20 protein-coding genes and 2 pseudogenes are annotated in these 22,172 nt (G+C 50.6%); 10 read left to right on the forward strand and 12 right to left on the reverse strand.

Annotated elements, in window-relative coordinates; genetic code table 11:
- Positions 1-23 precede the first annotated feature (23 nt).
- Positions 24-1,185 (reverse strand): annotated as a pseudogene (locus tag EHV07_RS08670) (IS3 family transposase).
- A 343-nt stretch (positions 1,186-1,528) separates the two neighbouring features.
- Between EHV07_RS08670 and EHV07_RS08675 the strand changes: the two are divergent.
- Positions 1,529-2,236 (forward strand): YoaK family protein, encoded by a 708-nt coding sequence (locus EHV07_RS08675; protein WP_147197007.1) that lies wholly within the window; start codon positions 1,529-1,531, stop codon positions 2,234-2,236.
- Between the two features lie 294 nt (positions 2,237-2,530).
- Positions 2,531-2,716 (forward strand): hypothetical protein, encoded by a 186-nt coding sequence (locus EHV07_RS08680; protein WP_147197009.1) that lies wholly within the window; start codon positions 2,531-2,533, stop codon positions 2,714-2,716.
- Between the two features lie 167 nt (positions 2,717-2,883).
- Here the strand turns inward: EHV07_RS08680 and EHV07_RS08685 are convergent, their stop codons facing one another.
- The gene (locus EHV07_RS08685; RefSeq protein WP_147197011.1) at positions 2,884-3,129 is read right to left on the reverse strand and encodes a YmjA family protein; all 246 of its coding nucleotides are present in this window, start codon (positions 3,127-3,129) and stop codon (positions 2,884-2,886) included.
- Between the two features lie 424 nt (positions 3,130-3,553).
- On the opposite strand from EHV07_RS08685, the gene EHV07_RS24755 reads away from it, so the two are divergent.
- Entirely contained in the window at positions 3,554-3,694 is a 141-nt protein-coding gene (locus EHV07_RS24755; RefSeq protein ID WP_254446349.1) for a transposase, read from the forward strand.
- Between the two features lie 75 nt (positions 3,695-3,769).
- Here EHV07_RS24755 and EHV07_RS08690 read toward each other — a convergent pair whose 3' ends face one another.
- Positions 3,770-4,129, reverse strand: coding sequence for a DUF6404 family protein (locus EHV07_RS08690; protein ID WP_254446323.1), 360 nt, complete (start codon positions 4,127-4,129; stop codon positions 3,770-3,772).
- Between the two features lie 247 nt (positions 4,130-4,376).
- Here EHV07_RS08690 and EHV07_RS08695 point away from each other — a divergent pair, with 247 nt between their 5' ends.
- Positions 4,377-5,621 carry an aromatic amino acid transporter gene (locus EHV07_RS08695; protein WP_147197013.1) on the forward strand — a complete coding sequence of 415 codons (1,245 nt, stop codon included), beginning with the start codon at positions 4,377-4,379 and terminating at the stop codon, positions 5,619-5,621.
- Positions 5,622-5,889: 268 nt separating this feature from the next.
- Complete coding sequence (locus tag EHV07_RS08700) at positions 5,890-6,675, forward strand: YoaK family protein (RefSeq protein ID WP_147197015.1); 786 nt, start codon at positions 5,890-5,892, stop codon at positions 6,673-6,675.
- Here the strand turns inward: EHV07_RS08700 and araC are convergent.
- The 7 genes from araC to EHV07_RS08735 all read right to left on the reverse strand — a co-directional run bounded on the left by araC (position 6,647) and on the right by EHV07_RS08735 (position 13,864).
- On the reverse strand, positions 6,647-7,504 hold the full coding sequence (gene araC / locus EHV07_RS08705) for an arabinose operon transcriptional regulator AraC (RefSeq protein ID WP_147197017.1): 858 nt from the start codon (positions 7,502-7,504) through the stop codon (positions 6,647-6,649). The genes EHV07_RS08700 and araC overlap by 29 nt on opposite strands.
- A gap of 92 nt (positions 7,505-7,596) precedes the next feature.
- The gene (locus EHV07_RS08710; protein WP_147197019.1) at positions 7,597-9,006 is read right to left on the reverse strand and encodes an MFS transporter; all 1,410 of its coding nucleotides are present in this window, start codon (positions 9,004-9,006) and stop codon (positions 7,597-7,599) included.
- Positions 9,003-11,030 carry a beta-galactosidase gene (locus EHV07_RS08715; RefSeq protein ID WP_147197021.1) on the reverse strand — a complete coding sequence of 676 codons (2,028 nt, stop codon included), beginning with the start codon at positions 11,028-11,030 and terminating at the stop codon, positions 9,003-9,005. Before EHV07_RS08715 ends, EHV07_RS08710 begins: the two co-directional genes overlap by 4 nt.
- 130 nt (positions 11,031-11,160) lie before the next feature.
- Positions 11,161-11,946, reverse strand: a complete 786-nt coding sequence (gene map, locus EHV07_RS08720) for a type I methionyl aminopeptidase (protein WP_147197023.1) — start codon at positions 11,944-11,946, stop codon at positions 11,161-11,163.
- Positions 11,943-12,185 carry a ParD-like family protein gene (locus EHV07_RS08725; RefSeq protein WP_147197025.1) on the reverse strand — a complete coding sequence of 81 codons (243 nt, stop codon included), beginning with the start codon at positions 12,183-12,185 and terminating at the stop codon, positions 11,943-11,945. Before EHV07_RS08725 ends, map begins: the two co-directional genes overlap by 4 nt.
- Positions 12,186-12,257: 72 nt before the next feature.
- Positions 12,258-13,322 (reverse strand): twin-arginine translocation pathway signal protein, encoded by a 1,065-nt coding sequence (locus tag EHV07_RS08730; RefSeq protein WP_147197027.1) that lies wholly within the window; start codon positions 13,320-13,322, stop codon positions 12,258-12,260.
- Positions 13,323-13,504: 182 nt separating this feature from the next.
- Complete coding sequence (locus EHV07_RS08735) at positions 13,505-13,864, reverse strand: helix-turn-helix transcriptional regulator (protein WP_147197029.1); 360 nt, start codon at positions 13,862-13,864, stop codon at positions 13,505-13,507.
- 139 nt (positions 13,865-14,003) lie between these two features.
- Between EHV07_RS08735 and EHV07_RS08740 the strand changes: the two genes are divergently transcribed.
- Complete coding sequence (locus EHV07_RS08740) at positions 14,004-15,437, forward strand: MFS transporter (protein WP_147197031.1); 1,434 nt, start codon at positions 14,004-14,006, stop codon at positions 15,435-15,437.
- Between the two features lie 539 nt (positions 15,438-15,976).
- Positions 15,977-16,336 (forward strand): annotated as a pseudogene (locus EHV07_RS08745) (N-acetyltransferase family protein); the annotation flags it as partial.
- 258 nt (positions 16,337-16,594) lie between these two features.
- Here EHV07_RS08745 and EHV07_RS08755 read toward each other — a convergent pair.
- Complete coding sequence (locus EHV07_RS08755; protein ID WP_147197035.1) at positions 16,595-17,155, reverse strand: hypothetical protein; 561 nt, start codon at positions 17,153-17,155, stop codon at positions 16,595-16,597.
- A gap of 310 nt (positions 17,156-17,465) precedes the next feature.
- Here EHV07_RS08755 and EHV07_RS08760 point away from each other — a divergent pair, with 310 nt between their 5' ends.
- The 3 genes from EHV07_RS08760 to EHV07_RS08770 all read left to right on the forward strand — a co-directional run bounded on the left by EHV07_RS08760 (position 17,466) and on the right by EHV07_RS08770 (position 20,987).
- Positions 17,466-17,918, forward strand: coding sequence for a GNAT family N-acetyltransferase (locus EHV07_RS08760; protein ID WP_147197037.1), 453 nt, complete (start codon positions 17,466-17,468; stop codon positions 17,916-17,918).
- A gap of 188 nt (positions 17,919-18,106) precedes the next feature.
- Positions 18,107-18,526 carry an alpha/beta fold hydrolase gene (locus EHV07_RS08765; protein ID WP_147197039.1) on the forward strand — a complete coding sequence of 140 codons (420 nt, stop codon included), beginning with the start codon at positions 18,107-18,109 and terminating at the stop codon, positions 18,524-18,526.
- 400 nt (positions 18,527-18,926) lie between these two features.
- Positions 18,927-20,987, forward strand: coding sequence for an FUSC family protein (locus EHV07_RS08770; protein WP_147200573.1), 2,061 nt, complete (start codon positions 18,927-18,929; stop codon positions 20,985-20,987).
- Between the two features lie 47 nt (positions 20,988-21,034).
- On the opposite strand, the gene EHV07_RS08775 is transcribed toward EHV07_RS08770, so the two are convergent.
- Positions 21,035-22,120, reverse strand: a complete 1,086-nt coding sequence (locus EHV07_RS08775) for a YncE family protein (RefSeq protein ID WP_147197041.1) — start codon at positions 22,118-22,120, stop codon at positions 21,035-21,037.
- Between the last annotated feature and the right edge of the window lie 52 nt (positions 22,121-22,172).

Consider the following 22,172-nt stretch of genomic DNA (forward strand, 5'->3'; position numbering starts at 1 on the left):
GCTTAACAGACATACTGTAGTGGTCAACAAAAACTGGCCACAGCTTTAGAGTTTTTCCAGAACAATCGTTCTGATTCATTCGGCGTCAAACCACCATTATATTGATGAGGCCTGAGCTGGCTGTAATATCCTGTGATGTAATTCGTTATTGCCGTGCTGGCTTCGCTAAAATTCGCGTAGCCATATATCCGGTACCCACTCTGTTTTCAGGCTTCTGAAGAACCGTTCCATTGGGCTGTTATCCCAGCAATTTCCCCGGCGACTCAGGCTTTGCTTTATCTGATATCTCCTCAGTAACTGTCTGAAATTCCTGCTGGTATAGTGACTGCCTTGATCCGAATGATACAGTAAATAGCCGGTTTTCCCCGTGCTTCCCAGGCTATCGACAGGGCTTTACCTGTCAGTGCGGAATCAGGGAAAAATGACATCGCCCAGCCAACCGGTTTACGGGAAAACAAATCGAGTACAACAGCCAGATAAGCCCAGCGTTTTCCCGTCCAGATATATGTCACATCACCGCACCAGGCCTGATTAGGCTCGGTAACAGCAAACTGGCGATCCAGATAATTAGGGATCTCAATGTGTTCCTTAGACGCCTTCTTATAACGATGGCCAGGTTGCTGACAGCTGATAATATTGAGCGCTTTCATCAGCTTTGTTGCCCGCCAGCGGCTCAGTTTTATACCTTTGGTGGTGACCATTGCGGCAATGCTTCGCGCTCCTGCTGAACCGTTACTTTCGCAATAAACTTCACGCACAAGGCTTAGTAATGCCACTCTCGTGGCGTCAGGCTTCCTGAGCTGCCGCCAGTATTTATAACTGCTGCGATGAACCCCAAACACGTTGCACACAGCGGCAACAGGAAACCGCGCCCTGAGTTTCTCAACTAATGAGAATTGTTCAGGGAGTCTGACATCAAGAGCGCGGTAGCCTTTTTTAATATATCCCTTTCCATTTCAACGCGTTGAAGTATTTTCTTTAGCTCGCGTATTTCAATCTGCTCAGATGTCATGGGTGATTTCCCGCTCGCTCTTCTTTCAGTTGTCGAACCCATTTGTCCATTGTGGATTTGCCGACGTTCATTGCCGTAGCAGCGGCGGCAATGGTGTAATGCTGATCGAGTACAAGCTGGGCAGCCTCGAGGCGAAACTCAGGGCTAAAATTGCGTCTGTTACGTCCGGTCATAATGTCACCTGTTTTGACTATGAGGTGATGATATCACCTCTATTCAGGTGGCCAAATTCAGTGTGCCACTACAGTTGTCTGCTTAGGGATGTTGAGAGCATTGCCCGTCGCTTAAAAGGACCAATGGTTTTTGGTAAGCGCCCCCACGAATCCCTGAATAACCTGACACCGTAAGAGCACCGGCTGATGGCTGAAACCCCGGAAATCTCAAAAAGTATGTGGAACTAAAACGGGTGCGCTTACAGTTTGAATCAACAGTTGAAGCTTTGCCTGACTTACCGTCTTGTTTGTTATTAGAAATAAGCGGATCATGGGTCCTTCCAGGTTGAGCACGGTAGGTTCCATGTTAATCAGTACTGAAAATTTTCGTAGCAGCATTGCGGATACTCGTCTCGCCTGCACTCTGGCGGCCGTTGCCGGAGCTCTGAACACTGCCGCTTTTGAAATCGTTGGTTTTTTTTCTGCAAATATGACGGGTAACGTCTCTTCACTGTCAGATCACCTTGCTAAAGCAAACTTCGCTCCAGGCATTTTTTTTCTGTCTGTCGTCTGTATCTTTATTGCTGGCTCTGCCTTCTCCACACTTATTATAAATGCAGGACGCCGAAAGAATATTCGCTCGGTGTACGCCTTAAACATTATCATCGAAGGTGTGGGGCTGGTTTTACTGGGAATTGTTGAACGCTGGCTTACTCCATTTTCGCCTGGCGTATTACTTATTTTGTGCCTGAGCTTTTTAATGGGTCTACAGAATGCTGTGGTAACCCGCATATCGAATGCGCGTGTCAGGACAACACACATATCAGGAACATCGACGGATATCGGTATAGAGTTGGCCATGCTCTTTGATGTGCTGCGGCGTAAGGAGTCTCCAAAAGACGCACCGATTTATCTTGAGAGGCTCAGGCTACACGCGTTCACCTTACTGTCATTTCTGACTGGCGGGATAGCCGGGATCTGGTTGTTCCATTTGCTTGGATATGGATTTCTCATATTCATAGGGGTCGGTGTAATTTTTCTGGCGCTGCATAACATGTTAAAAAAGCATTAAAATGCAGAGCAGAATCTCACCGCCTGACAAAACAGTCACCGGCGGTGCCAACGTCGTATTCCGCCACACAGGCCGTTACCCCGATGCGGCTGGCTATCCTTGGACCCTGGCACCTGCGCAGCAGCCAAAACAAAGGCGCAATAGCGCGATTTAAATCCTTTTTGGAAAAATTGAGGCATTACGCTCAACTTTTGTCATTTGTACATTTATGAATGAAAATTTTGTATAACAGATCACGTTATGTAAACGGAGTCTGGCGTTAAATTAATTTGTCAATTACGACAGGAGGCTATTATGGATAAGGATTCTGTAGTAAGAGAACACGAAGCGGTGTGCATGTTGCTTGGCGAAGCGGCTTATTTGTTGGTGGCAGAGGGAAGGGCTGTCACTAATATAAGCCTGAAAGAAATGATTGCTGAACTATCGGTTGGAGAACCGAACAAAGCAGAGGATTTTGCGTTACAGGTACTGCTAAATTAAACCTGTAACCTAACGAATGGATTATTTCATCGTTATTTTTTATTACCGGGCTGGCAGGTGGCCAGCCCAACGTTATCGGCAGAAGAATATCTCCTGCGTACTCTATATCTCAGAATATATTAAGCAGAGCAGCCTCCCGGCCCGTAGCCGGATAAATAGCTGCCCGGCTATTCATTGCCCCATTGATTCAAAAATGTCGCTATATCATCAATTCGAAGCGCATTGATACCGGCTTCACTGGCCATCTCTTCCTGGGCATTCTCACTGATTTCTTCATTATTTGTTAAGCGAGTAATCAACAGCTGGAAATAGCGTGCCAGAGCGTCACGTTCTGACTCACTCACCGGCTTTGCACACTCCGTCGAATACTCATCTACGATGTCATAAAATTTAAGCGGTACTTCTTCGTTCATAAGTCAGATCCATCGGTTAAGGTTTATGTCGGTTGCGGCGAACTTAAGGTAACAGAAGCCTTCTTCAGGACGTTCATATACGCATTTAAAATCCAGTATATAACAGTAAAAGTGTTTGGAGATAGGCTGGTCAAAGCGGCAAGCGCAGAAATTGATACATCTCCCTGGTTAACTATTTGATTTTATTTATTATTATATCAATAAAGCCGACAGGGTGAATTATATAAGCAGGCTAAGAATCTTACACGCTAAGGTTTTGTTGCATGCGATGGAGTCAAAGGCAGTTACAACGGGCGGCTACCCTGCGGTTATTCCTATAGTGGCAGGTATTACGTGAGACGGCAGTATAAAAAATAACCAACGGTGGTACAATTAATTTCATTCACCGGAAAGGTCGAATATTATGTCCTACTTCAATCGCGTGATGGATCAGATTTCAAAAATTACTTCAGATGCCACCTGTCCCGTTTGTGGAAAAAAGTCTAAGCAATCAATCAGTAAAATTTCTCTTGAACTGACGATGACCTGTCCGCACTGCAAGTCATTATTTGTGATACACCGATAAATGGCGCCGCCTGATTTTGTTGTCAAAAAATCAGCCGGAAAAGCCGCAACAGCGGTTTTCCGGCTGTTTGACACGTCATACCTGTTCCCATTCCGGCAGATGGTTAGCCTGTTTTCGCCATTTTTGAAAAACCGCCATCGCCACGCCAAAAAGCACTCCTGACGTGATCGCTGTGGTAAACGCAGCAAACACACCCGCGCCCTGATCTCGCCATAAGATGAACCACATTACGATGCCCCAAAATGGTGTATAAACAACGGCAAAGCTAAAAAAATTAGTCAGAAAATGAGAAAAAGGTGGTGGCGGTATACTCACGCCCATTTTCCACAAAAACAGATGGCAGGGTGGAGCATAAATACTGCGCCACATGCCTTTTTTGGCCATGATTTCGATGGCTCGATTTTTCTTCCGCTCAAAAATCAGGTCCTTTTTCATTTGAAAAACCCCCCATGCTTTTTTGCCTGTCTGTTAATTATAACGGGGTGGTACAAAATAATGTTGTTTTTAAGATTTTTTCGGAAACCTGATAAGCGGTAACGAATTGAAACTGCAAGATACCCAGCCAGCAACCCTGTTTTGACCGCTACAATCAAAACCTGTGCAATTTCTCCTGCTGTCAGCCTGCCAAAAACCCCGCGTCAGTGATAAAGTCCGCAGCGGAATGAATACTCAGGATAAAAAAATGACGCAATCAGCAATTGCCGGACGCAGCCCATCCGTATGGTGGGGCGCAATGATTATCTGCGGAACGGTAGTCGGGGCAGGGATGTTCACCCTGCCAGTGGTGATGGCAGGCGCCTGGTATGGCTGGTCGTTACTGATATTACTGATCGGCTGGGGAAGTATGCTGTTCTCCGGTCTGCTGTTTTTACATGCCAGCCGCCACTACCCCCTCGGTGCAGGTTACGACACCGTCACAAAAGATCTGTTGGGAAACGGTTGGGCCACACTGACAGGGTTAAGCATTTTGTTCGTACTGGGCATTCTGACTTATGCCTATATCTCGGCCAGCGGGCCGGTTTACCAGCATTCTCTGGCGGCGGCAGGACTGCCTGTCTCAACGGCGGGTGCAAAAATTTTACTGACGCTCTGTGTCGCGGTAATCGTCTGGTTAGGGACTAAAGGCGTGAGTCGGCTGATGACGGTCTCGCTCGTTGCCAAGATTGTGCTGCTGCTGGCGCTTTTCGGGGGGTTATTGATGCAGGTCGATTTGCCCACGCTCACTAACAGCCAGGCATCAGGCGTGACCTATTGGCCGTATACGCTGGCCGTCCTGCCTTTCTGCCTCGCCTCCTTTGGCTATCACGGCAATATTACCGGGCTGATTAGTTACTATGGCGGCGAGCAAAAACCGGTTAAAAAAGCGCTGATCCTGGGAACGCTGTTGGCTCTGTTCCTTTATCTGTTCTGGATCACCAGCACCATGGGCAACCTCCCTCGCTCATCCTTCCCGGCGATCATTGCGCAGGGTGGCGACGTGGCGGCGCTGCTGGATGCACTGCGCAACCAGCTTCATGTCAATGCGCTGACGCTGCTGATGGAGATCTTTTCACACTTCGCCATTCTTTGCTCTTTCCTGGGCGTGACGGCAGGCCTGTTTGATTTTATCGCTGACCGGCTGGGCATGGGCAATACGCCAGCATCACGATTGAAGGTCGCCTGCCTGACCTTTCTGCCTCCGTTGAGTGCCTCACTGTGGTGGCCAAATGGATTTGTCGCGGCCATCGGCTATGCCGGGCTGTGCGCGACCTTATGGGCGGTTATCATCCCTGCCATGCTGGTATTAAAAGCCCGGAAAAAGTTTTCAGCCGGCGAGCCAGTAAGCTGGCAGCAAAATCTGATGATATTAGCCGTGCTGGCTTTTGGCGTGATGAATATCATCGCCTGGACACTGAGCGAATTTAATTTGCTGCCGGTGTATCGTTAGCTTTTTGGCCGAAAATGATTAACCGGCGTTTTGGCCTCAGAAAATGCCGGTTATCTTTCTTACCATGCACGGCACCTCACGCCTCGCAGGTTAATATTTACCTTTATTTAACAAACCAAACATTACCAGAGAAATGACAGCAAAATTAACAAAGTAAATGGCTTAACCTGCTGAATTTCGCTGCGCTTCTGCTGAAATCGCTTATCCTGATATTGTTACGACTGGTTTCATATTGTTGCCGGTTGGTTAAATCAGAGGGGTAAACGACGTGCTGATAAAAAAGAAGAAAGCGAGATCGCATACTGAAGATCGCTATCTGGCCTTGGTGCTGGCGACCGCTGCGGGTATTTTGAACGCCATGGCGCTGGGTGCCTTCGGCTTTTTCCCATCACATATGACCGGTAACGCGTCACAAATTTCCACGGAGATCTCCAGTGCAGATATCAATACGCTGATTTTTCTCAGCGTCATGCTGCTGGCGTTTATTATCGGCTCGACAACCGCTCGCTTTGTGGTGATTGCCGGATTAAAGAAGCGGATCAGAACGGTGTTCTGCCTGCTGCTGCTGGCGGAAGGGATAGCGCTGTTCTTTACGTCGTTATTTGAAACGCATTTTTACTCGTCTGAGAACAACCGGGAAGTGTTGGTGATCCTCGGTTTTTTAATGGGTATCCACAACTCTACCTCGACGCAGCTTTCTAACGGTCGGGTACGATCCACCCATGTTACCGGTACGCTGACGGATGTCGGCATTGCGCTGGGGTCCTTCATCTGTTCATTTACTCACAACTATGAGGCTGGCAGTCGACAGGCCTCAAGAAAACAGTTGTATACGCATCTGACCACCATTTTTTCCTTCCTGTCAGGCTGTATTGCCGGTTTTCTGCTCTATCAGGCCTTTGGTTTTAAAGCGATGACCGTATTGGGTATCAGCCTTGTTTCGGTTGCGCTTTGCGGCATCGTCGTTACGCTGGTAACCAGCAGACGATTGCAGTTGGGGACGCAGAAGCGCAACGGTACTGCGGCTAATTTTTCCGGTAGCCGCGAGGACTGACGCCCATATGATGGCGAAAGATACGTGAGAAATAGAGCGGGTCGTTATAGCCCACGGTCAGCGCGACGTGGGTAATGGAGAAACTGGTTTTTTGCAGTAATTCACAGGCCCGCGCTACCCGCTGTTTTTCACGCCAGGCAAAGATGGTGAGGCCGGTCTCTTCTTTAAACAAATGCGCCAGACGTGAAGGGGAGAGACAGGTTTTACGGGCCAGCCGTTCAATGCTGGTTTCCTGGGCCATGTGTTCGTTCAGATACTGGCAAAGCGTTTTAATCCGCGGATCGATAACCGGCTGGTGCAGATCGGGCTGGGCCCGATAGCATTCCAGCACGATCTTCTCCACGGCGTTCATCGCCAGCGCTTCTGCCAGGGGTTCATCGCTGACGCTCAGCTGGATCACTTCCAGAAAGCGCGATCGCATGATGTCGGATTCGCTGGTGGCAGCCAGCGTCAGCCGGCCAATACCCTCGACGCAGTGTTTCCAGTTAAGCCACGTCATCCAGTAAGTGCGTGGAATGAAATAGATCCACAGATGATCCCACTCTTCACAGGCCTCATCACGACTATAGTGATGCGGTACGCCTGCCGGAAACAGCAAAATTTCGCCGGGCTGGCAAACAAAGCTGCCTTTTGACGTGGAAATTCTTCCCCGTCCACGCAGCGTAAGATTGAGGACATGCCCTTTCATGCCGCCAGCACGGTTAATGGCAAAGTCGAGTTTGCTGCCGCGAGTGATGGGGGTAAAGCCAGCAACCATCCAGGCATTAAAAGTGAAACGCCTGACCAGTGGAGTAAAACCTGACATCGCCGCCTCTTCGTTATGCACCATCGTTACGCTTCCCGGAGTTCTGAAAAAACAGCAGCATAGCGCAACGGCAGTTCGCCGCTGCGCTGCGGCTCCCATCCCGTATAAATTCAGACTTAGCTGCTCAATTTACCTTGCGCAGTCACCACGGGTGCAGCTTCTGGCGAACGAAATTTCCCTTCGGCCAGGTCGGCAGCAACCTGCGGATAAATGGCATCCAGCCGGTAAAAGCTGAGCAGTAAAATGTTGACCAGTGCGAGGATCACCGGGAAGAAGATAAAGAGAAACTGGATCATCTGTATGGCACTTGCAGGCTGAGCGCCGCCGCCGCTGGTAAAGCCGGCGGCGCTTAGCATCCAGCCTACGCTGGCGGTGCCAAAGCCCATGCCTACCGTCTGGCCCAGCGTACCGGCGCTGAATAAAATGCCTTCAATGCGCAGCCCGCTGGTCCATTCGCCATAGTCGATGGTATCGGCAAGAAAGGCGAACATGGTTGCGCCAATGCCGCAAAAGCCGATGCTGCGCACGACCGTTGCGGCGATCACAAACAGCGCATCCTGTCTGCCCAGCAGCGGCAGCAGATAACCCATCGTACAAACCGTTAAACCCAACAGCGCCAGATTGCGTTTGCCGATGCGCTTAATCAGCATGGGTATGATCAGCAGCGTCAGTAATCCAGGCAAATACTGCGCCACGCTGATCCACGACATCAGCGTGATGTCCTGCAAAATATATTTGGAGTAGTAAACGCTGATGGTGCTCAGGGCAGTCAGGCTGGTAAACGTGATCATCAGGTAGAGGAAGATCATCATCCAGTACTTGTTTGCCAGCATCGATCGCCAGATGCGCTGAAAGGCGATCTGCTGGCGATTATCATCACGCACGGGCTTGATACGCTCTCGCGTACCGAGGGCCGTGAGCATCAGAAAGAGGGCGGTAAAGAAGCCGTAAAGGGCAAAGACAATCAGCCATGCGCTGCGGTTATCGCCCAGCCAGGCGATCAGCGGCAGCGTGATAACGCCCACGGTAAGCGAGCCGCAGGTGGAAAGCCCCTTGCGGAAAACGCTCAGCACGCCACGCTCCACCACATCGCGCGTAATCAACGCCAGCAGTGAGCCATAGGCAATGTTGTTTGCCGTAAACAGGATGTTCGCCAGCAAATAGGTGACGCAAACCCAGCTAACCTTGAGGGTATAGCTGCCGTCCGGCACGCAGGCCAGTAAAAAGGTCGAGGCACCAAACGGGATGGCGGTCCATAAAACCCAGGGGCGCGCTTTACCGTAGCGGGTTTGGGTTTTATCGATGCGGATCCCCACCCAAATGCACAACAGACCGTCCAGCACGCGGGCAAGGAACATCAGCGATCCCACCAGAAATGCCGGCACACCGACCACGTCGGTATAGTACCAGGCGAGGAACGTCACCATTAAGGTGTAAGTCAGGTTAGTGCCGTAATCGCCCAGCCCAAAAGAGAGCCGTTCGCGCAGACCGATAGCGGGCACCACTTCAGTATCCGATCGTTTCATTGCGCCTCCTCCCCACACAAAATCACCACGTCCCAGCCCGCGATCTCCAGCATCTCGCCCGTTTCTGTCTGGCGGTTGTTCAGCAACGATCTTGCCTGCCGCAGCGGATTGCGCACTTTTTGCGGCGTAGCCGAATAATTCAGCAGAAACAACAGCGTTTGCTGCGTACGGGTTTGCGCTTTACGTACGACCAGCGGGAAAGTGGCACCGACTGTCAGCGACGCGCTGGCAAACAAAGAGGAGAAGATCTGCTCCATCCCCTGAGAGGAAAGGTGGCAGCCGATATAGGTTGCCGATCCTTTACCATAACGGTGACGGGTAATCGCCGCGTATTTTCCCCAATAAGGATGTTGATAGCGTGCCAGCATTTCTGTCTCCGGCGAGGAGGGTTCCAGCAGTTCCATCCAGTCACTCACCTGGCCGGTCTCGTCGGGGAACGCGAAGGTATCGGTGGTTAAACTGACGTTATCCGGCTCTACGAACAGCTGGTAAGTCACGCCGCAGGCTTCACTGATAATACCCGGCTGAAGCGTGGTACGGACCTTGAGATTCTCATCGGCGAAAGCGGATTTAAACGAGTAAATAATTTGCCCGCCGTCGGCAACGAAGCGGTTCAGACGATGCAGTAAAGCATCTGAAGCGGCATACAGTAGCGGCACGATCAATACGTCGTAACGCATGGCCCGCGGATCGTCAGCATCAAGAATATCCAGTTCAATATTCAGGCGATACAGCGCGTCGTACCAGTCACGAAACTGATCGTTGTACTGATGTTGTTTGTCACCGCCGAACTGATGACCGCGCCACGGATGCCAGTCGATGGCCGTCAGGCAGCGATTACTGACCAGCATGGCAACGCGGTTAGTTTTGGTTAATCCCACCAGCTCGGGCAGTTTCGCCAGTTCATTACCCAGCGTGCAGGCTTCCTGATAAACCGGATTGGGCAACAGATCGTGACTGAGCAGGCCTTTCCAGTAGGTTTCCCATGAGTTATGAAGGGAATGCCAGTGCCAGTAGCCGATAAGTCCGGCACCGCTGGCGACGTGGCTGAATGCCTGTAACCGCAGCTGGCCCGGATAGGGCGTCCAGTCCTTAAACGCCTGCGCCTGCGTTTCCAGTACGAAATAGTTTTTGTCTTTGGTGGTGCGCGCCAAATCTCCCGCAAAGGCGATCTCCGCGCCGGTCAGACGGGACTGGCTGGGGTGATAAATATCCACGCCGGTAATGTCCAGCAGGCGCGAAGTCGCAAAATGGTCCACTTCGCTACGAATGCCAAACGACCAGTTGCGCCACTCGAAATCAAAATTGTGGGTGATAAATTGCGAAGCGGAGCGGTATTCCCTGACCAGATCCGCCTGCCAGCCGAGGAAATCAATCACCAGCTGACGCTGAAAAGCCTGAAACTCGGCACCCAGGCTGGCATTAATTGTGCCTTCAACCGACGGGAAATCTTCCCAGGCATCCACGCGATTGCTCCAGTAATCCAGCCCGAATGCCTGGTTAAGCGCATTGAGATCGTTGCTGAATTTTTTGCGCAGATATTTAACGAACGCGACCTGCACAGAATGGCCGCTGGTTTCGTAATACTTAGTTTCGTTATCAATCTGAAAGCCGATCACTGCCGGATGCGCGGCGGTAACCGCCAGCAGCTGGCGAATAATACGTTCGGCGTAATAGCGGTAAACCGGGCTGGTAATATCCATCTTTTGCCGCGGGCCATACTTATTCAGGCCTTTTGGCGTGGTAGCCATGACGTCCGGATATTTTTTTACCAGCCAGGCGGGGACGGCATAGGTCGGGGTGCCGATAATCACGCTGATGCCGTTGGCGTGCATACGATCGAGCACGATGAGAACGGAGGAAAAATCAAACTCGCCTTCCTGAGGCTCGAAAGTGCTCCAGGTACTTTCGGCAATGCGAACGTAATTGATGCCCGCCGCTTTCATCATCGCAATATCTTCTTCCAGCCTTTCCTGCGGCAGATATTCACGATAATAGGCCGTGCCAAACCAGATCTTATCCATTACAACTCCAGCGTTATCGCCAATCGGGAAGCTAACTTAGCTGAAAGGCGTTACGTGAAGCTGTAATAGGCTGTTGCTAACATAAAGAAATCTGCTGCGTGAAACGGGTTTCGATCCCGATCACAAAACCTCAGATGGCTTCGTACTCGCCGGTGCCTTCCGGCCACGGCGTCAGTAAGTCAAAGCCTGTCGCGGTAACGGCAACGGTGTGTTCCCACTGTGCGGAGAGCGAGCGGTCTTTCGTCACCACCGTCCAGCCGTCGGAGAGCACGCTGGTGGCGGCTTTACCGGCGTTAATCATCGGCTCAATGGTAAAAATCATCCCTTCTTCAAGAACCAGGCCCGTGCCGCACTGCCCATAATGCAGTACCTGTGGCGTGGTGTGATATTCCTGACCGACACCGTGACCGCAATACTCACGCACGACTGAGAAACCCGCATTTTCCGCTACCTGCTGGATAGCGGCACCGATATCACCCAGCGTGGCGCCGGGACGCACGGTTTTGATACCGGCAACCATCGACTGATAAGTGATATCGACCAGGCGGCGCGCACGCACGGAAGGTTCGCCGACGTAATACATTCTGCTGGTATCGCCGTACCAGCCATCTTTGATCACCGCCACGTCGATATTAATAATATCGCCATCTTTCAGCTTCTTATCGGCCGGAATCCCATGGCAAACCACATGGTTGATTGAGGTACACACCGTACGCGTAAAGCCGTGATAGCCGATGTTGGCCGGGATCAGCTTTAGCTCGTTAACGATAAAATCGTGACAAATTTGATCAAGCTCATCGGTAGTTACCCCCACGCGAACATGGGGTTTGATCATTTCCAGCACTTTGGCTGCCGCATGACCCGCCGCGCGCGCCATTTCAACTTCCTGCTGATTGTGAAGTTTTACCTTGCTCATTGCGCTCTTTCCTCCATAGCTGACGCTTTTTGAATAATCCTGGTAATGTCCGTACCGCCTTCAAGCTCAGCCTGAACCAGCGCGCGCGCAATCTCATGATGGGTAAGATCGGGATAAAGCTCGCTGAGCATGCCCACTTTCAGCCAGTGTTCGGCCTGTGAATTCATCGACCGGCTGAGCGCGTTGCAGGCAATGCGCAGGTTTTCATGCATCACATCAGAAATTTTAACGATGCCCATCTTGTCCCCCCGTAAGACTTATACGAAACATATATGAAACGTATATTACCACGAGCGACGAAGAGCGCAAATTTATCCCTGATAGTGGAACAGAACCGAGGCGTCAGCGCCTTTATCGGTGCTGATGGTGCGTAAAAGCTGGCTGCTGGCGATATCCACCAGGGTTAACTTATCGTCTTCGGTTGAGGTTAATACCTGGCCGGCATTTTGCGTAAGCGTGATAGCGGTAGGGCTGGCCGGGAGGAAAATTTCTTTTTGAAACGTTAAATCGGGACTGAACAATAACAGGCTTTTCCGCGCCGCATTTGCCAGCAGGATTTTGCCATCCTGTAGCGCGGCAGCCCGCACGCTCTCTCCCTGCGTTTTTGCAGAATAACGTGTTTTCAACGTCTCTGAATCATACGCTTTGATGGCGTCACCATAGCGATCCACGACGTAAACCGTCTTCTCATCGGGACTTAAACAGCTTCCTTCCGGTGCTTTACCGGCCAAAAGCTTTTGTACCGGAACCGAAGGATCTTCCGTATTTACTGCAATGACCAGACCGCTTAGCGTATCCGTTATCCAGGCGCGGCTACCCTCATCATTCAATACAAAATAGTGGCTGCGAACGCCGTTCACCGGGATTGCCGCGTCAGGTTCATCCTTATCGACAGGATTATCAAAGCGGATCAGTACCGAGCTGCTTTCACTGAGCACAAATAACCGTCCATGCTTATCCATCCGAATGCCGTGCAGGCGGTGCCAGGGCGTCAGATCCAGCGTTTTCACCACCTTCAACTTTTGCATGTCCACCATGGTAATCAGGTTGCCGCCAACGCCCGGCGCGGCCCATTTTTTGGCGCCGTATTGCGCAACAAAGGCATAACGCCGATCGGGCGTCATAACCAGCTCGTGGCTCTGTTCGGGTAACGGGATTTGCGCCAGGCTTTTGCCGGAAACAAAATCATAAACCCCAAGGCTACAGACGGCCTTCTGTACCACGGCAACGGCGTTGGCATAGGTTTCGCGGGTGGCGACGGGGGCAGCGGGTTGCTGCTGCGTTGCAGCTCGTGCGGTCAACGCGGGAACGGCCACTGCAACAGCACTCAAAGAGGACAGGGCGAGGAATCGACGGCGGGTAAATTGATGAGTCACGTTTTTCTCCCTTTTGCAGATTTCCTTTTCACTATAGCAATGAAAAAGGCTTAAATGCCGGAGAGGAAAAGGGAGCGTGCGGAATGTATCTTGTCAAACAATCCAGCCCTACAGGCGGCTTTGAGGGAGGTGCTGACTGTCGGAGGCCGGTTGTTCACTTATTTTAGCTTTACATAACGTCTTTATTCGTTAGCTGAACGTGGTGGCAAATTTTTTGTGGTCGCATCCAGCGTTAGCGCATCATTTTCAACAGCACCTAATAGTGCCTCAAGTAATCCCGGAAAACGGGTATCTAAGTCTTCCCGACGCAGCGAGAGTAAATTTTCGCGCCCAAAAGGACGCTGCCAGATAACCCCACTGTCGCGTAATACACGCCAGTGGTGAGTTAGCGTGGATTTTGGAATACCGCTCAAAACGGCGCTACAGGCATGCTCACCTCCACCGGCCAGTACACGCAACACTGTCAGGCGGAGCGGATGTCCGAAAGCGGTCAGCACGTTTTCAAGACGTATGTTTTCCCTTTCAGGGTGGTTAGGAATCATCAGGCTTCTCATCTGGTAATCAACATATCGGTACTCTACTTTAAATTTTATCAGTTGACTATTGTACGAGTATATTCATACTTTAATTGTACGTATGTATGCGTACAATAGCCGATTAAATTGATACGGAGATTCCTCTATGGCCATATCCTCACCGGACTCAGGTGCCCCTCGTTTACGGCACTGGAGCCTGGCACTACTTGCGTTTGCGCAGCTTATTTACTCACTGGATATCAACATCGTGTTTGTGGCATTGCCGGAAATTGGCGCGGGACTGGGGTTTTCAGATCAGACGCTCCAGTGGGTGGTCAGTGCTTACACGGTGTGCTGCGGGGGTTTTTTACTGTTTGGTGGACGCGCTGCTGATCTTCTGGGACAACGTCGTGTCTTCATCTGCGCGTTATGGCTGTATGCGTTTTCTTCGCTTGCCGGTGGCTTAGCGTGGAGTCCGGTTGTTATCGTTATTGCCCGGGCTGTGCAGGGCATAGGTGCTGCGTTGCTCTTCCCGTCCACGCTTTCACTTATAAACAGACTGTTTGAGGAGGGGCCTTCACGCAACCGGGCATTGGCGGTTTGGGGCGGCGCGGGAGCAAGCGGCCTGACGCTGGGATCGCTTGCCGGAGGCATACTTACCAGTGTATATGGCTGGCCGTCGGTTTTTTTTGTCAACGTTGTACTGGCAGCCGTCGCTATTTTTGCTGCATTTTATGTCTTACCGAAAGACAGTCTCCAGAACAAGCGTCGCAGTTTCGATTTGTTGGGTGCTCTGACGGTAACGGTGGGCGCAACTCTGCTGGTTTATGCCCTGGTCCAGGGGCCTGAAGATGGCTGGCTGTCAGGGTATATTCTTGCATCACTGATTCTGGCCGCTGTATTTCTGCTGATGTTCGCCGTCATTGAGTCCCGCAGTCACGATCCGCTGATGCCGGTACGTTTATTCAGAAACCGCAGTCTTGTTACAGGCATGGTGATTACATTCATCTATATGGGAACCTTTGGCGCCCTGCCTTACTTTCTGACTGTTTTGTTTCAGGCTGTAATGGGGTACAGCGCGTTGCAGACTGGCCTGGCATTTATTATTCCCTCACTGGCAATCTTTGCCGGGACGCAGTTCGGAGCCCGGCTGTCAAATCGCCTGCCGGTACGAACAACACTGCTGATCGGTTTTTTAACCGGGATCGCGGGCACGGTGGCACTGGCTTTGGCAGCCTGCTCGGGGACGTCTTATGCGAACTTTATGCCCGGACTGGTGATTTCAGGAGCAGGACAGGGGATTATCTGGACGGCAATGTGGATAGCAGCGGGTTCAGGAGTAACGGACAGCGAGCAGGGGATCGCTTCAGGTATGGCTTCTACGACACTGAATGTGGGGAATGCCATCGGTATCGCTTTGCTGATAGCGTTATCCGGGAGCGGGGCTGAGAGCCTGTCGCTGGAAGCATCCAGGGGTAATCTCGCAAATGCCTTACAGCTCGCTTTTTATCTTGCCGCGGCTGGACAGATTACGGGGCTTCTTATTTCCCGCCTGTTACCTCATAAAGCGATAACTGATTTATCAGTAGCATCAACATAATCGAAAATCATGCTTAACTTTTTCCGCGCTGAAATGTAAACATGATCATTTTAGACCCGCTACCAGGTGGGTCTCTCTCCATTTTAGCCGGACATTGTACTGTTTGAAACCAGTGGGCATGTTCCTGATCATCAGTCTCTTTTAGTGCAGCTTTCTGAAACAGGAACCGTTTTGCTCGCCGCTGACGCTGTTATGCATCACTTGATGGCAGCTGCGGCTACACGTCAGATGTTTGTCACTGATAGGGAGGATAAACCGGGTATCAGGCGGAGCATGCAAAAATTGCAGACCTGGCTGAAAGCAAAAAAGCGGCGTTCGTGGTTTACGGGCATGACACTGAGCAGTGGGCTTCATTACGTCCGTCGCCGGATATTTATGAATAATTTTAAGGTCACGAGCTGCTAATCGTTCATGGATGCACCTTACGTTTTAAAGCCAGATTCTGACACAAGGCTGTCCGCTAAGAGCGAACAGTAGATATTAAAAAATGAATACCCAAATAGTATAGTGATCGGCTATGGAAGGCTGGCATGGTGTGTTTCCCGGTCATCGTGGCAGTGGATGAAACGGACGCAGTACTGGGATATGCTTCTTATGGTGACTGGCGTTCCTGGGACGGATACCGGCACACCGTGGAACACTCCGTCTACGTTCATAAAGATACGCGGGGTGCAGGAGCAGGCACCAGGTTAATGCAAGAACTTATCAAACTGGCTGCAAAACAAGGTAAGCACATCATGGTGGCAGGCATTGAATCTGAAAACGCTGCATCAATTGCACTGCACAAAAAGCCAGGATCCTCTGAAGCTGGCCGAATGTCAGAGGTTGGCACCAAGTTCGGCCGCTGGCTTGACCTGACGTTTTTGCAGTTGTGTCTGGATAAGCGCGAATTATCCTGAAACAGTCTGGTTGGTCGTTTAGCATCTAAGTCAAAATCTAAAAGTTAGTGAGCAACCCTCTGTTGATTAGCATCCCTGTGTAAGTAATTTCCGCTTCTGGCACAGAACGGCTGTTAAATCACGTTCGATCTTATGCCCCGGTTCCTCGGGGGAACGATGATATTGTTGCTGGATATACTCAAGTAAAATGCAAAAGGGAAGTCAAATCTGATGGAATTATGCACACAGAAAATACATCTTTCAGGATGATGGGAAAAACTACCGAACTAGCAGATCCAGCCAATCTGGGTCCTCAATTTTACGTGAATAGGGCAGCATTGCACAATTAATCAGCTCAAAGAATTCTGACTCCTCCATCCTTGCTGCTTCGCTTGTGCCTGGTCCCTCCCATTCATCAAAGAGATGCCAGTATAGCGATTTCAGGGTATCGACGATCGCAGCGAAAATCTTTACGTCAGGTTCAAACCAATGACACACCAGAAAATACATTTTTTGTTCTGCATCATGGATGGACGCGCACTGGGAAAGTTGACGTACAAACAGCTTGATCCAGACTAATGCTGCTGCTTTTAGCGGTGGCAGGTCTATCCGCTGCTCTGCCATGTACCGTGACATAAATAATTCAACCTCTGTCCGCTCAGATTTTTTATCAAGCCCCAGTGAAGCGAGAATTAAAAGAGTCTCTGAATCATTTCCTTCGGTGATTTGATCTTCAGCCCATGCAATGAATAGGCGGTCCAGATCATTGTGGAGAAAGTGATATTTCCGGGAAAAAACAAGCAACCCGAGTAGGTCATTGAGTGTGTATAGAGACGGCATCTGATAATCCCTTACCTGTATTTTTTTCATGAACTCTGACAGTGATTATTTCTGAGTAAATCATGAACTGAACGGTGAGTCTGTTTAGGATGAAACTCCAGTTAACCTTCATTTTATCTTACCTCCTGATATAAATTCTATAAAGTGTAGTGAAATACCGATTTTGGCCACGTAAGCAGAAGTGTGAAATGTCCGCTTCTGGCACTCAGGGGACATTTATGACCATAAAGGCAAGCGCAGTACCACGGTCATACTGGACATTCAGGTAATCCTGTCCAGACTATGCAGACTGAAATTTTTGGAACGACTCATGGATATCCAATTCGCAAACCTCACCCCGAACAGCCCAGGATTTGTTGAGCTAAGATCGCAGAGCATGGCTGAAGGATTTAATATGCTACGTCGGCTGGAAGAAAATTGGCTTAGCGGAGATAACCGCTTTGACAGGCCCGGAGAAAAACTGATTGGGGCTTATATTGATGGTTTAATTGTTGGCGTGTGCGGACTTAACATCGATCCTTTTACGCAAGCAACTGGCACCGGACGGCTCCGACATTTTTATGTAGACACTGGATGGCGAAATAGACGGGTTGGCAGCGGTCTGCTCAGTGAAATACTTAAGGATGCTGGCCGCTGGTTTGATTTTATCAATACGAACGCCCCCTCTTCGGCATTCACTTTCTATGAACAGGCTGGCTTTGTTGCTTTATCTGGTATGGATAAAGTCACACACCAATTATGCCTGAGAAACCCAGCACGGTAGTGAAGTCATGAATGGGACAGACAACCGTCTCGGTTCATGCATGCACAACGGCTGCCGAAATACCTTCAGGAGTTCTTAGTATCTGACTGGCAGCTATGGGCGAGCAGCGGACATAAAAAATCGCTCCTTAAACAGTTTCGCCCAGGGTGTGCATGCTTACATACATAAGATAAATAAAAGGGAAATATATGCTCCATACATCAGGAACACCCCGGTTGTCTTATCATGCAGAGGGAAAAGGCCCCCTGGTAATAATGCTTCATGGCCTTCTGATGGACAGAAAGTCCTGGAAAGACAGCGGCTTAATATCCGTCCTTAGTCCGTTTTTTCACATTGTTTGTCCGGATCTTATAGGTCATGGAGAAAGCGAAAAAACAAATGTGGAAGAATTCTATACCCAACAAAAACAGGCTTTATCCATTGCTAAAATTATGGATGAGTTGGGATACAAAAAAGCGCATGTTATCGGTTACTCCGCTGGAGCGTGGGTGGCTTTGGGCAGGCGTCAGCGGCACGAGGATGCAGACAAAAAACCTTGCCAGCGCCAGCAACAAAGAATGGGTTGGGAGTGGGCAGAAGGGGGCAGTACGGAAAACCATCGGCACTGAAAAGCAGTCGTAACTCCTTCTGGCAGCGCTGAAGGAAGAAGTAGTTAAGCTGCTCGTATCACGAAAAATTTTGACGGCGAGAACCCCAGCAGATTTCCCCGACCGCATCCCGCAGGTTACCTCCGTCTGCGTTGGCGACGCATATCGAGGTGTAAAAATCACCGACAGCGGGCTGAATGAAATTTCAGCAATAAAGCCAGGGTGCCGTAGGGAATAAAAGCTGTAAAAACTTTGCAATGCGTGCGCAACTTATTGTAAAAATTAAAGAAATATCAATTTCCTTACTATTCAAACACTCCCGCACTGTTGTAATAACTTGTAGTAAAAATCTGAGAGCGTGAAACTACACCTTCTGTCAGGATACGCGCCACGCAGCGTGCAATGGTACGATCTTTTCATCATGAAGTGGTTTTCTAAAAACGCAGTTCTGTTCTCAACTAAAACCTGTCTGGCCGCATTCCTGGCACTTTTTATTGCTCTTGAACTTAATTTCGAAAAACCGGCCTGGTCACTGACCACCGTTTATGTCACCTCACAGCTTTACTCCGCCTCAACGATGTCGAAAGCGGTATTCCGTCTGTTGGGCACATTGCTGGGCGGGGTATTTATTTTCCTGATCTATCCCGAAACCGTTCAGGATCCGATGCTGTTCAGCCTGTGCGTGTCGCTGTGGGTCGGGGTCTGCTTATACCTTTCTCTGCACGAGCGGACGCCAAAAAGCTACGTGTTTATGCTGGCAGGCTACAGTGCGGCGATCATGGGCTTTCCCAACGTGTTTTCGCCTTCGTCGATCACCGAAACGGTGATTTCCAGGATTGAAGAGATCACCTTAGGCATTGTTTGCAGTACGCTGGTACACCAGCTGATCCTGCCGGTATCCATGCGCAGCCTGCTGGAGCAGAGCGTCAGCGTCTGGTATCAGAATGCCCGCAAGCTGTGCAGCGAGCTGATTACCGTGATGCCAAAGGATAAATCGCTGGAGCGCGAAGATATTCTTATTCAGATGGCGAATTTTCCGCTGAACGTTGAAACGCTGATTACCCACTATGTCTACGAAGGCGATGCGGCACGGAAGCTGATCCGGCTGGTCAGCGTGCAGTATCAGCATCTTTCCTATCTGATCCCGACGCTAACCGCTATCGAAGTGCGGCTGAATCTTTTAGGCATGCAGCAGATCCGCTTCCCCGAATACGTCGCGCAGGCGTTTCAACAGTTTTTGCTGTGGCTGAATACCGGTGACAAAATTAATGATACAGCTGAAATTCAGGCAATCCTCGCCGAAAGCCTGCGTCAGCTGCGTGCGGCCTGGCATCACGGCGTGTTGAACACGGAAGAGAGCCTGCTGCTGATGGGTCTGCTGGAGCGGCTGGTGGATTTCGTGCGCATTGCCGGGGCTTATCAAAGCGTCAGTACCCTTGTCAGCGATGTGTCCGGCGATTCACGGCTGAATAAAAGCGCGCGCGCCAGCAGGCATATTGATAAAGGGCTGGTGCTGCTGTCTGCATTTACCGCCTTTCTGGCAACGTTTCTCTCCTGTCTGTTTTGGATCGGCAGCGGCTGGGTGGATGGGGCAACCGCGCCGATGATGGCGGCGATCACCAGCTCGTTTTTCGCCAGTATGGACAGCCCGATTACCCCAATGAAGCGCTTTATTAAAGGGGTGCTGATCGCGCTGGTGATTAGCATACTCTACGTGGTGGTGCTGATCCCTCAGGCTATCACCTTTGAAGCGCTGATCATTTGCCTCGCACCGGTACTGTTTGCGCTTGGGCTGGTGATTGCGCGACCTTCAACCAATCTGATTGGCCTGAGTGTCGCTATTCAAATCCCGGGTTTTATCGGCATGAGCCACCACTTTAAGCCCAGCTATACCTCGGTACCTAATGCGGCGATGTCTTCATTAATCGGGATCCTGTTTGCGGTCATCATTACTGCAATTATCCGCAACAAGCGTCCTGCCTGGACCGCGAAACGCGCATTGCGAAAAGGCCTGCGAGACCTGCTGAGGTTTATCAAAGAGGTGGAGCGCAACGCCGCATCGCTGCTGGCGCGACAGCATTTTGTTTCCAGCCAGCTGGATAAAGTGAATATTATCCTGCCGCGAAAAAAACTCGATCCCGATCCGGATTTAGACGCGGGCGGTAATCTGATTACTGAAGCCTGGCTTGGCGCGTACTGCTACGACTTCTATGCGCGTCACCGTGAAGTGCTGGACTATTACCATATCGACAGTGGAGCGATGTTTCACGAGCTGGGGCTGTATCTGAAACGGCGGATGAAATCGTTACAGGTCAGGCCGCATCAGGATTTGCTCGACGAGCTGGACCTGCTGTTATTCAGGCTGGAAGCGCTGGCGACGCTGGACAAAAGCGCCTTTATGCCAATGTTTTTCATCTTTAATATTCGTCTGCTGCTGTTTCCACAACAGCGCTGGGTAACGCAAGATCGGCTGAAAACATGATAAGCACGGCACCCGCGGGCGCCGTGCTGATAGCAAAATCCAGCAAATTATTTCAGCGAGATGCGTGCCACGCTGTCCAGACCTTTGGTGGAATTGTCCTTGTTGAAATCTTGCTTCAACGTGACATACAGCGTCTGACCGTCGTCTGAAACCAGCAGGCTGTTAGGATGACTGTCGAACGACCAGCTGTTTTTCACCGCATAGCTGGTGGCATCGAGCTGCAAGACTTTCTTCGATTCACGCTGGCTGATGTAAATTTCATTGCGTTTGGCATTGAATTTAATACCCAGCGCGTCGCCTTCAATGCGCTTAATGACCTTGCCGCTGCGTTCGTCAAATACCAGAGTAGTTTTCGCTTTGGAATCATCGGTCACGAACAGCCGTCCGGTAGCCGGATCGGACGCCAGGTTGAGGAACAGATAAGCTTTGCCATCGCCTGCGGTCAGGCGCTTCTCGATTTTATGCGTATGCGGATTGATGACGAGGATCTCGCCGCCGCCGTTTGCCGCATAAATCCGATCGGTTGTCGCAGACCAGATGATGCCCGTAACCCACTTCCCGGCATTGCGAATGCGCGTTTTCAGCTTCATAGTTTTGGCATCGACCACCCAAATCAATCCTGGATCGCCCACGCCGCCGATATAGAGCATTCCCTCATGCCAGAAAACTTCACGCGCGCCTAACGCATCGCCATCCGGGCCTTTCTCGCTGAACATCAGGCGCTGTAAAACCTTGCCGCTTTTAGCCTCTACCTTGGAGACGCCGCCATCCAGCGTATTGGTGGTGTAGAACACGCTGCCGTCAGGATCGGTCGCCATGGCAAAGTTTTTCAGATCGGTATGGGTTTCACCTTTATCAGCCAGTGAAGTCGGATCAAGACGGTAGATCACGCCGCCGTTAACGTCCTTAAACGATTGTGCACTGGCAACATACAGCGCATTAGCCGCGGGAACCGCCGCCATTTCATACAGGCCATTGCCGATAAGGCGCTGAGAAACCTGAGTCGCTGCGGGTTTTGACGCCGCCGTTGGCGCGGCGGTTTTGCCTGCTGGTGCCTGACAGGCGGTCAGGCTGAAAGCGGCAACAACCGCGAGCGCAACCACAGCTTTACGCTGACTGAGCAAAGATTTCATGTAAACCCCGATAATAAAAACTAACGCTGGCAAGGCGTTGCCAGCCTTTGCG

Origin of the sequence: Pantoea sp. CCBC3-3-1 (genome assembly GCF_007981265.1) — a bacterium.
Classification (GTDB): domain Bacteria; phylum Pseudomonadota; class Gammaproteobacteria; order Enterobacterales; family Enterobacteriaceae; genus Erwinia.